Source organism: Geofilum rubicundum JCM 15548, from assembly GCF_000974365.1.
Classification (GTDB): Bacteria; Bacteroidota; Bacteroidia; order Bacteroidales; family Marinilabiliaceae; genus Geofilum; species Geofilum rubicundum.
In genome coordinates this window covers 1-13,867 of sequence record NZ_BAZW01000011.1, presented here as the reverse complement: position 1 = coordinate 13,867, position 13,867 = coordinate 1, and the positions used below count along the sequence as shown (strand labels likewise).

General features: G+C 49.1%; 13 protein-coding genes. 11 read left to right on the top strand and 2 right to left on the bottom strand.

What is annotated here, in order from left to right:
* Window positions 1-29 precede the first annotated feature (29 nt).
* The 11 genes from JCM15548_RS23340 (at window position 30) to JCM15548_RS23315 (ending at window position 12,249) form a co-directional block, all read left to right on the top strand.
* Complete coding sequence (locus JCM15548_RS23340; RefSeq protein ID WP_227625573.1) at window positions 30-1,283, top strand: SusC/RagA family TonB-linked outer membrane protein; 1,254 nt, start codon at window positions 30-32, stop codon at window positions 1,281-1,283.
* Between the two features lie 18 nt (window positions 1,284-1,301).
* Window positions 1,302-2,207: a RagB/SusD family nutrient uptake outer membrane protein gene (locus JCM15548_RS23335; RefSeq protein WP_227625572.1), complete on the top strand. Its 906-nt coding sequence runs from the start codon at window positions 1,302-1,304 to the stop codon at window positions 2,205-2,207.
* A gap of 56 nt (window positions 2,208-2,263) precedes the next feature.
* Window positions 2,264-2,395: a hypothetical protein gene (locus tag JCM15548_RS25200; RefSeq protein WP_262486937.1), complete on the top strand. Its 132-nt coding sequence runs from the start codon at window positions 2,264-2,266 to the stop codon at window positions 2,393-2,395.
* A 135-nt stretch (window positions 2,396-2,530) separates the two neighbouring features.
* Window positions 2,531-2,827, top strand: a complete 297-nt coding sequence (locus tag JCM15548_RS23330; protein WP_262486936.1) for a RagB/SusD family nutrient uptake outer membrane protein — start codon at window positions 2,531-2,533, stop codon at window positions 2,825-2,827.
* A gap of 31 nt (window positions 2,828-2,858) precedes the next feature.
* Window positions 2,859-4,502 carry a LamG-like jellyroll fold domain-containing protein gene (locus JCM15548_RS07645; RefSeq protein WP_227625571.1) on the top strand — a complete coding sequence of 548 codons (1,644 nt, stop codon included), beginning with the start codon at window positions 2,859-2,861 and terminating at the stop codon, window positions 4,500-4,502.
* Window positions 4,503-4,660: 158 nt separating this feature from the next.
* Window positions 4,661-5,068 carry a hypothetical protein gene (locus JCM15548_RS23325; RefSeq protein WP_227625570.1) on the top strand — a complete coding sequence of 136 codons (408 nt, stop codon included), beginning with the start codon at window positions 4,661-4,663 and terminating at the stop codon, window positions 5,066-5,068.
* Window positions 5,065-5,904: a glucoamylase family protein gene (locus JCM15548_RS25195; protein ID WP_262486935.1), complete on the top strand. Its 840-nt coding sequence runs from the start codon at window positions 5,065-5,067 to the stop codon at window positions 5,902-5,904. Before JCM15548_RS23325 ends, JCM15548_RS25195 begins: the two co-directional genes overlap by 4 nt.
* Window positions 5,849-6,076, top strand: a complete 228-nt coding sequence (locus JCM15548_RS25190) for a glucoamylase family protein (protein WP_262486934.1) — start codon at window positions 5,849-5,851, stop codon at window positions 6,074-6,076. Before JCM15548_RS25195 ends, JCM15548_RS25190 begins: the two co-directional genes overlap by 56 nt.
* 62 nt (window positions 6,077-6,138) lie before the next feature.
* Window positions 6,139-7,965: a glucoamylase family protein gene (locus tag JCM15548_RS07635; protein WP_083985027.1), complete on the top strand. Its 1,827-nt coding sequence runs from the start codon at window positions 6,139-6,141 to the stop codon at window positions 7,963-7,965.
* Window positions 7,966-8,073: 108 nt separating this feature from the next.
* Window positions 8,074-10,353, top strand: a complete 2,280-nt coding sequence (gene bglX, locus JCM15548_RS07630; protein ID WP_062124019.1) for a beta-glucosidase BglX — start codon at window positions 8,074-8,076, stop codon at window positions 10,351-10,353.
* A gap of 318 nt (window positions 10,354-10,671) precedes the next feature.
* On the top strand, window positions 10,672-12,249 hold the full coding sequence (locus JCM15548_RS23315) for an endonuclease/exonuclease/phosphatase family protein (protein WP_227625569.1): 1,578 nt from the start codon (window positions 10,672-10,674) through the stop codon (window positions 12,247-12,249).
* Window positions 12,250-12,251: 2 nt separating this feature from the next.
* Here JCM15548_RS23315 and nth read toward each other — a convergent pair whose 3' ends face one another.
* Complete coding sequence (nth, locus tag JCM15548_RS07620) at window positions 12,252-12,896, bottom strand: endonuclease III (protein WP_062124018.1); 645 nt, start codon at window positions 12,894-12,896, stop codon at window positions 12,252-12,254.
* Window positions 12,897-12,960: 64 nt separating this feature from the next.
* Window positions 12,961-13,788, bottom strand: a complete 828-nt coding sequence (zupT, locus tag JCM15548_RS07615; RefSeq protein ID WP_062124016.1) for a zinc transporter ZupT — start codon at window positions 13,786-13,788, stop codon at window positions 12,961-12,963.
* Between the last annotated feature and the right edge of the window lie 79 nt (window positions 13,789-13,867).

The following is a 13,867-nucleotide window of genomic DNA, read 5'->3' as shown; positions in this document are numbered from 1 at the left end:
TCGACAACAGATATCTGCTTTATGGAACCATGCGGGCCGATGGAAGCTCAAAATACCAGGAAAAATGGGGCTACTTCCCAACTGTTGGTATAGGATGGGTGTTGTCGGAAGAAGGTTTTATGCAAAACAACATGGCCATCAACTTTCTAAAACTGCGCGCCAGCTGGGGTAGATTGGGGAACGACAGAATACAAGCCAGTGACGGAGCAGCTACTACAAGTGTCGTCACCACTGCAATTAACGACCAGTTGGTGACGGGCACCATTGCTCAAAGCACTTTTTCTGCCTTGCAATGGGAATTGACGGAAGAGACCAATGTGGGGATTACCGCCGAATTCCTGAACAGTCGCTTGTCAACCGACATTGACTACTTTATAAGAGACACTAAAAATGCGGCCATTTACGTAAGCATACCCTCCATTGGACAGACCGTGTTGCGTAATGTTGGTGAGATACGGAACGCAGGTCTTGAAGTAATCCTTACCTGGAGCGACCAGCTGACCAATGACCTGTCCTACAGCATCAGTGGTAACATCTCCACCCTGAAAAATGAGGTACTCTATTTGTATGGCCAGGAATATATTGACGGAGGCTCTGCAGAATTCAGACAAAGATCCATTGTCGGGGAACCCTTGATGGCCTTCTTTGGTTACGAAGTTGAAGGGGTTTACCAAAACGATGCACAAGTGTCTGGTGATCCGATTGCTGTTGCCAACAGTTTGGTTCCGGGCGATTTCATCTACAAAGATCAGAACAACGATGGGGCTATTGATGATGCCGATCGGGTGGTGCTGGGATCCTACTTCCCTTCCTTTAACTATGGGGCCAATTTGGGCTTGAACTATAAAAATATTGACTTCTCACTGAATATTTTGGGACAGACAGGCAATAAAATACTCAACAGAAAAAGAGGAGAAATGATATGGACGGCCGATGGAAATCTGGATGCTGATTTGGCCACCAATCGCTGGCATGGCGAGGGAACCTCCAACAAATATCCTTCATCGGCAGGCCTCAGGAAAGGTTGGAACCAAAAGATGAGCGACTACTTTGTGGAAGATGGTTCTTTCTTCCGGATTCAAAACATCCAGTTGGGCTATCGCATTAAGGGAAAGGAGCTGCTGGGCAATACCATTCCTGAGACAAGGATTTTTGCAACGGCTGAACGACCCTTGACCTTGTTTAATTACAATGGCTTTAACCCGGAGGTAGCAGATGGTATTGATCGTCAGACCTACCCCATACCGGCTGTTTATACCGTTGGACTAAACATTAAATTTTAATCCTCAAAAATGATTGTTATGAAACCATTCAAATATATATTAATGCTCACCGCCTCCTTCGGCTTTTTGCTATCAGTGTCTGCCTGTCACGACCTGTTGGAAGAACCGGCTGAAAACAGAATTTTCACGGAGGAAACCGACTATACAGTATCTGAAAATATGATTCAACCGCTTTTAGGTGCCTATGCTGAATTTCAGTCCCGCGGCTGGGAAGACCATCCTTTGATTGCTGTCAGAGGTGATGATGTGAACCACGGTGGATTAGGCGATCAACAGGACTTTGCGGAAACCGATAAATTCAACTACAACAGAGGATTCTGGATGTATAACTCCCTATGGCAAAACATTTACAAAGACATATTTGCTACCCATTCGGCCATGGAACAAGTAGATTTATACATTACTAATGGCGCCTCAGCGCAGTTGGGAAACCAATACATAGCAGAGGCAAGGGTGCTCAGAGGATGGTTGCTTTTACAGTTATCCAGGACATGGGGTGCTGTTTTTATTCCCACCAGTTCTGACCCGGCCGACTTGTTAACCATGGAACCTGCAACAAAGGACCAGGTGATGCAACACATCTCTGACGAGATGGATGTGGCCATGGCTGACTTGCCCGACTTGCATCCCAACCAGAGAAGCGATATTCGTGGCGGCGTAACCAGATATACAGCCCTGGCCATCCAGGCTCTGGCCAATCTGGAGCTCAAGCAATACCAAAAAGTAGCGGATGCCACCTCCCCGATCATTGCTTCCGACAAATTTGAATTGGAAGAGGACTTTTATAATCTGTTTAAAATACCAGGTAAGTTAAACAACGAAAACATCCTGGAAATCCAATATTCCGATTTCGGTCAGGGCTCCGGTGATATCATTGCCCACCTGTTTGCCTTCTATGGTCCCCAGGCTGGTCGCCCAAAGTAGCTACCGCAAGCGATGGCTGGGGATTTTATGAACCCAGTATCACCTGGATCAAATTCATGCTGGATCGTGGCGAGCAAAGCCGATTGGAAACCAGTGTCTTGTTTACCAACAGGGGCATTGAAGAAATTCAAAAAGATGCGGCCTATGCCACGCTCCCGAACTGGATCAGCAATACCACCTTCGGGTGACGTGATCAATGACTATCCCAGAGCGCTTTTGCCAGCGGCAAGCATTATTTACCTTCGGACCAGCTAACGCCGGGACGCACAGGCTATGGAAACAATAAAAATTTCACCATTATCCGCTATGCAGAGATCCTGTTGATGCATGCCGAAGCGCTGACACGAGGTGCCAGCAGCCCGGCAATGACAGCCGACCAGGCGGTAAATCTGGTCCGCGACCGTGCTGGTCTAACCCCTGTCAGCGGCGTGACCGCTCAACAGGTGATGGATGAGAAACTGGCGGAACTGGCCATGGAATGGGGCATCAGGTATTACGACATGGTACGCCTGGAACAGTACAATGCCCTAAACTATGAAGGAAGAACCTTCACAGCAGCCGACATCTATCTGCCCTATCCACAAAATCAGCTGGACCAATTCCCGGTTCTAAGAGACTAAAAAAAGCAGCCAACTAATTAAACAGTTAATTATGAAGACATTCCATATATTTTTAACAATCATCGCATTGCTAACGGCCACTTTTACCGCCTGCAATGATGGCATTGACGACATTTCTCCGGTAGATGCCGGGCCGGATGAATCTGCGCCAACAGTGGACATTTCTTACCCGGCTGAAGGCGCGCAAATAATGGTGACAGAAGCCGTCACCTCCATCACCATTAAATTTGAGGTGGAAGACGACATTGAAATTGGCGAAATTAAGGTAACACTGGATGGCACTGAGATTGCTACTTATAATACCTTTAAAGATTATCGCCGTTTTGTGGGCAGTCTGCTGTATGAAGAACTCAGCAACGGAGAACACACACTGGTGGTTTCAGCCGAAGACACTGAGGGTAAAACCTCTTCAGCCACCGTCCATTTCATGAAGGTTCCGCCTTATGAAGCTAAATACGATGGCGAGGTGTTTTACATGGCCTTCAATGGCGATTACATGGAATTGATTTCGCAGACAGACGCTACCATCGTAGGTGAGCCGGGCTTTTCAGCCAACGGCATCTCCGGAAAAGCCTATGCAGGCGCCACCGATTCTTACATAACCTTCCCCATGGATGATCTCAAAGGGAATACCTTTAGTGCAGCTTTCTGGTACAAGCCCAATGCCGAACCCAACCGGGCCGGACTGCTTTCTGTCAGTCCCGAAGGGGAAGACCGGACCAAAGGTTTGCGTTTCTTCCGCGAAGGAAGTGCCACGGAACAACGCTTTAAACTCAACCTGGGCACAGGCGATGGAGAAGTATGGAACGATGGCGGCGTGGTGGATGTCACCGCCAACCAATGGGTACATCTGGCCTTCTCCATTTCAGAAACCGAATGCATCATCTACATCAACGGAGAAGCCACTTTAACCGCCCTAATGGCCGATGTGATTGACTGGACAGGTACCACCAACATCTCAATTGGTTCTGGCGCGCCCAACTTTGCTTATTGGGATCACAAATCGGATCTGAGTCTCTTCGATGAACTGCGAATCTTTAACAAAGCCCTGTCACAGGAAGAAGTTCAGACAGTAATGGCAGATGAAGGTCAGCCCGTCACATACGAGGCCAAATATGACGGAGAGACTTTCTACATGCCTTTTGATGGCAACTACAAAGAGCTCATCAGCGAAACGGAAGCCGCGATGGTCGGCACGCCCGACTTCGCAGGTCTTGCCAAGCTGGGGTCCGACGCCTATGCGGGAGCCACCGACGCTTATATCACCTTCCCCTCTGCAGGATTGACCGGTGACGCTTTTAGTGCCGCCATGTGGTACAAAGCCAATCCCGATCCCGACCGGGCTGGCATCATTTCCATCAGTCCGGAAGGTGAAGACCGAACCAAAGGTCTGCGCTTTTTCCGCGAAGGAAGTGCCACTGAACAGCGTTTTAAACTGAACCTTGGCACAGGCGACGCCGAAGTGTGGAACGATGGTGGGGTCATTACCCTGCCCGCTGAAGAATGGGTGCATCTGGCCTTCACCGTTTCGGCTACCGAGTGCATTATTTATATCAATGGGGTTGAAACCCTGGCATCTGAGACAGGTGCCGCCATTGACTGGACCGGGACTGATGCCATTTCGATAGGCTCAGGGCGCCCAACTTTGCCTATTGGGATCATAAATCGGATCTGAGTTACATAGACGACCTGAGGTTTTTTAACAAAGTGCTCTCGCCGGAAGAGATAGAAACCATCATCGCAGACGCTGAGTAAAATCATGATTAACAGGGGATGTAACGGTATAGCTACCGATACATCCTCCTGTTTTTCCATACCAAAAAAACTTCCATCATGAACTATCTTTTCTTCCTTATATCAGTCGTTTTACTGCTGACCGGGTGTGGCCTGTCCTCACCCAAAAACAACGATACCCAACCGCAGGTTTTAACAGATGAGCGGCTGCTTGATACGGTTCAATACTACACCTTTCAATATTTTTGGGAAGGTGCCGAACCCAACTCAGGCATGGCGCGTGAACGCCTTCACATCGATGGCCACTACCCCCAAAATGACGCACACATTGTCACCACCGGAGGTTCGGGTTTTGGATTGATGGCCATCATTGCCGGCATAGAGCGTGGCTGGATCATGCGACAGGAAGGCTTTGAGCGCCTGACCAGAATAGTCGGCTTTCTGGAGAAAGCGACCGCTTTCATGGCGTTTGGCCCCACTGGCTGGATGGTCAGACGGGTAAGGTGAAGCCCTTTTCCAAAAATGACAATGGGGGCGACCTGGTGGAAACAGCCTTTCTGGTTCAGGGCTTGCTAACAGTGAAACAATACTTTACAGATGGTAACAGCGATGAACAGCAGCTGGCACAAAAAATTGACCAGCTATGGCGCGAAGTAGAATGGAACTGGCACACCAGAGATGGGGAAAATGTGCTATACTGGCACTGGTCGCCCGACAAGCAATGGGCCATGAACCATAAAATTACGGGCTATGATGAGTGCATGATTACCTACATCCTGGCAGCCGCCTCGCCCACTTTTCCCATCGCCCCACCGGTCTACCATGAAGGGTGGGCCGGCAGTGGGGCCATTTCTATAACGGCCACCTCAGAGAATCCGGCATTGACCCTTAAACATCGGGTCAAATCCGATCAGGGCGGGCCGCTCTTTTGGGCGCATTACTCCTTTCTGGGACTGGATCCCAGGGGACTGTCGGATAAGTATGCCGACTACTGGGAAAACAATGTGGCGCACACCCTGCTCAACCGCCAGCACTGCATAGACAATCCCCACGGCTATAAAGGTTATGGTGAAAGGAGCTGGGGTTTAACAGCCAGCTACAGCGTACCGGGGGCTGCGGCCTACTTCCAGGGACAAACGGACCAAAAACCGGATTCTGACCAGTCGAACCTCACCGGGTATGCGGGACATAGCCCCGCCTTCGATTTAGGCGTTATTACACCCACAGCCGCACTGTCGTCACTGCCCTATGCCCCCGGGGAAGTCATGCTGGTGATGCGTCATTTTTATGAGAATCTGGGGCCATCAAATATGGGGGCCTTATGGGTTTTACGATGCCTTTAGCGAAGAATACCAATGGTATCCGCAAAGGTACCTGGCCATTGATCAGGGCCCCATTGCCATCATGATTGAGAACCACAGAAGTGCTCTTTTGTGGGAGTTATTTATGCAAAACAGCGACGTTCAAAGCGGCTTAAAAAGATTAGGTTTCGCCACACCGCACCTTCGGGATTAGAATTAGGCTTCCCTTCTGTTGGAAGTGGTAAACGAACACCATACACCATTAATTTTTCAAAAATGAAAGGTATACTCCTCTCTGTTTTGTCAGGCATCCCCTTTGCGCTTCTTTCAGAAGTCATTCCACCCGTCGAAACGGTCACAGCCACAGGCTATGACAGCCACACAGAACTCCGGTGGGCTCACCCCGCGGAGGGTATGAGTTATCAGATATATGCCTCCTTTGACAACCAGGAAACCTATCAGCTGCGCCATACAACAGAGGAGCCCTATTGTCTGGATTTTGTACCGCAACAATACCGCAACAGCACGGTTCATTACCGGATTGTGGCAGAGGCATCCGGCGAAACCTCCCAGGCAGCGGAAGCCAGTGCTGTCATTAGGGATTTTACGGATGACGAGTTGATGGACATGGTGCAAAGCTACAGTTTCCGCTATTTCTGGGAAGGGGCCCATGCCGGCAGCGGCATGGCCATGGAAAGGAGTCATGTGGGTGGCAGTACCGTGACCTCAGGAGCCACCGGGATGGGACTGATGGCCATGATTGTGGCGCATGAGCGGGCGTTTGAGAACCCTGAGGCCATTAAGGAGCGGGTCCTGAAAATTCTCACCTCCCTCGAGACCTGCGAAAGGCACCACGGTGCCTGGTCGCACTGGTACGACGGGGACACCTACCAAACACTTCCCTTTTCAGCGGGGGACGACGGAGGAGATCTGGTGGAGACTTCCTTTGTGGCCCAGGGCCTACTGGCAGTGCGCAATTATTTTACCGGTACGGACAACGCCTCCGTCCAGATAAGGGAGAAAGCCACCCAGCTCTGGGAGGCCATTGAATGGGACTGGTACCGGAACGGGGACCAGAACGTTCTTTTCTGGCACTGGTCGCCCAACACCCACTTTGCCAAGAACATGAAGATCTACGGTTGGAATGAAGCACTCGTCACCTACATTCTGGCGGCCGCCTCGCCCACCCACTCCATTCCTAAGGAGGTCTACGAACAGGGCTGGGCTGGAAATGGCGATATGGTCAACCGTCGCGTGTTCTACACCCACGAGCTGTTCCTCTCTCCCAACTGGGGTGGCCCGCTGTTTTGGGTGCATTACAGCCATTTGGGCATTAATCCCCGGGGACTGTCCGATCAATATGCGAATTACTGGCAGGAGTATGTCAACACCGTTAAGATTCACCACGCCTATGCCATAGACAATCCATTGAACCACAAAGGCTACAGCACGAATTGCTGGGGATTAACGGCGAGTGATGATCCCTTTGGCTATACAGCCCATGAACCCATGAACAACGACAACGGGACCATTAGTCCTACCGCCGCCTTGTCCAGCATGCCCTACCTCCCTGAAGCCTCCATGATGGCCTTGAAATATTTCTACCGGGAAAGAGGTCAGGATCTTTTCGGTTTGTATGGCCCCTACGATGCTTTTAACGAAAAGTACAACTGGGTCCAGAAAAGCTATATTGGTATTGATCAGGGCCCCATTGTGTCGATGTTGGAAAATCATCGCACGGGCCTGCTATGGAACACCGTGATGAAGGATGCCGATTTGCAGGCAGGACTCAACCAACTGGGCTTTGCGTATCAAACATCCACGAGCACCCGATCGGTCCCGGCATCAGAAGAATTGAGGCTTTATCCCAATCCGGCCAGTAAGCAGGTGGGCATTGAATGGTCGACTAAGGACAATAACCAGCCAATCCATGTCAATATATTTACGCTCCACGGGCAAATGGTGCAATCACAACAACTGACAGCTGGAGAAACAGGTCTGGTGGTTAACATTTCAGAACTGCCCAACGGGGTATATCTAACCAATGTGCGCTGCGGTGCCCATCAATACAGCACCAAACTTATCATACAAAAACAACAATAGCATAACCAAATGATATTTAAATACGTGCATAAGATCATTGGGTGGTCTTTGCCCCATAAAACAAAATATATCCAGAATAAATTAGCATTGAAATAAAAACAGACCATTATGAGACAAATTATTTTATTGGCTTTAGCAACAACGCTCCTGCTGGCCTGCAGCCAAGAGGAAAAAGGAAGTGAGATGGATGGGTTTGTGGACGACCTGATGAGCCAGATGACCATTGAAGAGAAAATCGGCCAGCTCAACCTCATCACTCCCGGAGGAGGTATTCCCACCGGCTCGGCGGTCAGCACCGATGTAGAGGCCAAGATTATTGAGGGAAAAGTGGGAGGCATATTTGGGGTGACTGGTCCTGAAAAGGTTCGACAGGCACAAACCCTGGCCGTGGAAAGAAGCCGCTTGAAGATTCCCATGCTATTCGGATCGGATGTGATCCACGGCTACAAAACCGTTTTTCCGATACCCCTCGGTCTGTCAGCCAGCTGGGATATGGCCATGATTGAAAAAACCGCCCGGGTAGCGGCGGAAGAAGCCACAGCTGACGGACTCAACTGGAATTTTTCGCCCATGGTAGACATCTCACGGGACGCCCGCTGGGGGCGCGTGGCGGAAGGTGGCGGCGAAGATCCGTATTTGGGGTCACAAATTGCCCGTGCCATGGTGCGCGGCTATCAGGGAGATGATTTGACCGCGGCGAATACCATGATGGCTACGGTTAAGCATTTTGCGCTTTATGGTGCACCGGAAGGCGGCAGGGACTACAACACGGTAGATATGAGCCGAATAAGAATGTTCAACGATTATTTTCCACCCTTTTTAGCAGCCATTGAAGAAGGGGCGGGCAGTATAATGACCAGTTTTAACGACGTGGATGGTGTACCGGCCTCGGCCAACAAATGGTTGCTGACGGACATTTTGCGCGACCGGTGGGATTTTGATGGCTTTGTGGTTTCGGACTATACCTCCGTCAATGAAATGGTGGATCATGGATTGGGCGACTTACAAGCCGTTTCGGCCCTGGCGCTGAAGGCCGGACTGGATATGGACATGGTGGGGGAAGGCTTTCTGACCACCCTCAAAAATTCTTTGGATGAAGGCACTGTATCCGAAGAAGCTATCAATAAGGCCTGCCGCAGAATTCTTCAGGCCAAATACCAGCTGGGACTCTTCGACGATCCCTATCGTTACATTGATGACAGCAGACCTGAAAACCGAATCCTTACCGAGGCCAACCGAAGTTTTGCACGTGATGTAGCCGCCCGCTCTGCAGTGCTTTTGAAAAACGCCAACCAAACCCTGCCGCTTGGTCGCCACACACGCATTGCACTGGTAGGTCCCCTGGCCAACAACAAAAACAACATGCTGGGTACCTGGGCTGTTTCCGGAGATCCGCAAATGTCGGTTCCCCTTTTGGAAGGCCTGCAAAAGTCACTGGGCACCAATGCCAGAATCCAATATGCCAAAGGGGCCAATATTAGTGATGACCCGGCGTTTGCTGAAAAAGTGAATGTTTTTGGAACCCGCATCGATATCGATGAACGTTCACCGGAGTTAATGCTGCGTGAAGCATTGACCATGGCCAACAGCTCTGATGTCATCGTGGCTGTAGTTGGTGAAGCCTCTGAAATGAGTGGCGAATCGTCCAGTCGTTCGGACATTACACTGCCTGAAAACCAGAAGAAACTGGTAAGAGCACTGGCCCAAACCGGTAAACCACTGGTTTTGGTCATCATGAGTGGTCGCCCCCTCGCCCTTGAAGAAGAAAATGAACTGGCAGATGCTCTTCTGCTGACCTGGCATGCGGGCATAGAAGCCGGCAATGGCATTGCCGACGTACTTTTGGGCGTCTACAACCCCTCTGGCAAACTCACCATGACTTTTCCCCGAAATGTGGGTCAGACACCCATCTACTATAACCAAAGAGTGACGGGACGCCCCAACCCGGGCGATGAATTCCAGAAATTCCGTTCCAACTATTTGGATGTTCCCAACTCACCACTTTTTGCTTTTGGGTACGGACTGAGTTATACTTCTTTTGAATACAGCGATGTGGTAATCGATGAGACAAGTATCCAGCCCGATGGGCAGCTAAAGGCCTCTGTAAAAGTTACCAACACCGGTGACTTTGAAGGCGAAGAAGTCGTTCAATTATACATTAGGGATGTTATCAGGAGTCTGACACCCCCGGTGAAAGAACTCAAAGCCTTTGAGAAAATCAACCTGAAACCGGGCGAATCCAAAGAAGTGACCTTCACGCTCAACGTTGACGATCTGGCCTTCTATCACCAGGACCTGCGCCTGGCCGCTGAATCAGGCGATTTCAAAGTCTTCATAGGTCCCAATTCAGACACTGATAATTCTACTGATTTTAGGCTGGAGGAATAAAAAAAAGGGTATCCACGAATTACGCCAATTAAACGAATTAAAAATTTTAAGAGTTTGTTTTATTCGCATAAGTGAAATTGACTTCGTTGATCTTCGATTCGTGGACTCCTATTTTTTACATGATTGAACTAAGAGGGTGCCTGTCAGGCGGCTTCTTTTTACAAAAACAGTTATATTTGATACACTTGTTCAGATAATAAAAACTTAAAGATGCATGGAGCTTAATGCGTGGATAAAAATTCCTATAAAAACAGAAATTTCTTTTCCGCCTCAGAAAAAAAGGAAAAGCCCATGCGGCTCGAGCACAAAAAAAATAAAATGAAAAAATTATTACTATTTCTGATAGTTGCCACCTGGCAACTATCACTCACAGCCCAGCGGGACATCCCCATCAACGTGGCTTCCTTTAATCTTCGTCTAAACACCACATCCGACGGAGAAAACGCCTGGCCCCATCGCAGTGAGTTTGTGATGGATCTAATTCGCTACCACGAATTCGACATCATCGGCACCCAGGAAGCTTTTTTTGGACAAATAGAAGATTTACTCACCATGGAGGCCTTTGCCTACACGGGTTCGGGTCGGGATGATGGTCTTCAGGGTGGAGAGCATGCCGCCATATTCTATAAAAAGGAGCGATTTGAGTTGCTTCAGTCGGGCGACTTCTGGCTCAGTGAAACACCTGACGCACCATCTCTGGGCTGGGATGCCACATGCTGTCACAGAGTCTGCTCATGGGCACAGTTCTTAGATAAAGAAAATGGCCTGTCGTTTTATGTTTTCAATGCGCATTTCGACCATGAAGGGGTCGTTGCCCGAAAAGAATCGGGAAAGTTAATGGTGAAAAAAATCCGTGAAATAGCCGGAGATCAGCCTGTCATTTTTTGCGGCGACCTCAACTCCACGCCGGATACGGAACAAATCAAGCACATCTCAAACTTTCTGCACGATGCCTATGTTGTTTCTGAAAGCCCACCTTATGGACCCGTTGGCACCTTTTCAGGTTTCAATTTAAATGCGCCCTTGAAAAACCGCATCGATTACGTTTTTGTATCGGACGATTTCCAAGTGGCTAAATATGGTGCGCTGACCGACTTTCAAAACAATCGCTTCCCATCGGACCATTTGCCAGTTGCTGTAAAACTGCAATTCGATTCACAAAGCAGTATGAAGCGTGCCTACAAAAAGAAGGTCTTTCACAGCGAAACCGGAGACTCCTTGTTATACAGGGTGCTTTATCCCGACAACTACGACCCGGCTGCAAAGTATCCCTTGGTCCTTTTTATGCACGGAGCCGGTGAACGGGGCAGCGACAATGAAAAGCAGCTCACACATGGTGCCACCCTGTTTACAGACCCGGAAAACCGTCTGAACTATCCGGCCATTGTGGTATTTCCGCAATGCCCGGAGAACAAATACTGGGTGGAGATTGCCGTTCGAACAACCCTGAGAGACGAACTGAGTGACACTTTCAAAAACATGAAAGAAACGCCGGTCAAAGAGCAGCAGATGGTCATTGATTTAGTACATGCTTTATTGGCATCCGAAGCCGTTGACCCCGACCGACTCTATATCATGGGACTGTCCATGGGGGCTATGGGGACTTTTGATATTCTGGCCAGACATCCGCAATTGTTTGCGGCAGCCATTCCCATTTGCGGAGGAGGCAATACCAACGCTGCTGCCAATTATGCCCCCTACACCTCATTGTGGATAACCCACGGGGCCAAGGACGATGTGGTGCCGGTAAATTTTTCCCAAGAAATGTATGAGGCCCTTAAATCGGCCGGTGCAGATGTTAAATACACCGAATTCCCGAATGCCAATCACAATGCCTGGGACCCTACGTTTGAACTTCCTGGCTTGCTCGACTGGCTATTCTCTAAATCCAGGTAAGGTTAAACCTTATTATTTCGGTGGTAGAAATCACAAAATGCTTGCAGTCCGCATTCAGCACACTTGGGTTTACGCGCCACACAAACATATCGGCCGTGTAAGATGAGCCAGTGATGAGCAATGGCCAGCAGGGATTCAGGGATGTGCTTTACCAACTGCCGCTCCGTTTCCAAAGGCGTCTTGGCGTCTTTGGTCAGGCCAATGCGCGCCGCCACCCGAAACACATGGGTATCCACGGCAAGAGCCGGTTGATCAAAAACCACAGAAGCGATCACATTGGCTGTTTTTCGACCAACCCCAGGCAACTTTTGAAGCTCTGTGATATCGGAAGGAACTACGTTATTGAACTCCCCCACCAGCTTCTGGGCCATGCCGACCAGACTTTTACTTTTGTTATTGGGATAGCTGCAGGAACGAATGTATTCAAAAACCTCAGCGATTTCTGCCTTAGATAGAACTTCAGCCGTGGGGAAGCGTTCAAAAAAAGGCGGTGTGATCAAGTTCACCCGCTTATCGGTACACTGAGCTGAGAGAATCACCGCCACCAATAACTCATAAGGAGTGGTATAGTGCAGCTCCGTTTCAGCCACAGGCATGTTCTCCTGAAACCAGGCAATAACTTTCTTAAACCTTTCCGTTCTCCGCATTATCTCAAACCTTTTTTCATTAAAATCGTGACTAAAAAAACAAATCTTAGTCTTCTTGCAAAAACTAAATGAACATCAACAGGCTGAGAGCCATCACCACCATCCCACCAAACATCCCGTAAATAGAAAGGTGGTGCTCCCCATATTCCCGGGCAGCTGGTAACAATTCATCCAGACTGATAAACACCATAATGCCAGCCACAGAAGCAAAGACGATTCCAAACAACATGGGCCCCATAAAAGGCATTAATACCATAAAACCAAAAATGGCACCGATGGGTTCTGCCAGTCCCGACAAAAAACTGTATTTAAACGCCTTCCGACGACTACCGGTGGCATAATAAATGGGCACTGAAATGGCAATACCTTCCGGAATGTTGTGAATGGCGATGGCCACTGCAATGGCAATACCTAAGTTGGGATCAGCTATGGCAGCCGTAAAGGTGGCCAGACCCTCCGGAAAATTATGGATGGCAATGGCGAGTCCGGTCATCAGGCCCATGCGCATTAGTTTTTTCTCCTTGGTCTTTTGAAGTCGCTGTGCCTCCGTCATATTCTCCACCATGTTGATTTCGTGGGGGTTTTCACCCTTGGGAATAAAGCGGTCAATCAGCGCGATCAACAGCATTCCTCCAAAAAAGGCAGCCACCGTCACCCACGTGCCGGATTTTTCGCCTAAATGTCCTGTCAGCTCCTCCTGCGCCTTAAAGAAAATTTCAACAAAGGAGACATAAATCATCACACCGGCAGAAAAGCCAAGGGCTAAGGACAAAAACCGGGTATTGGTACGCTTGGCAAAAAAGGCCATGGCACTTCCTATACCGGTGGAGAGACCGGCAAACAGCGTCAGCCCAAATGCAAACAGCAAGGTATTCAAATCTATTCCGTACATCCGAAAATCAATTATTAATTGAACGTAAACTTAAGCATGCTTAAATCCATTACCAAGCAAAGATAATAATCATTTTCCA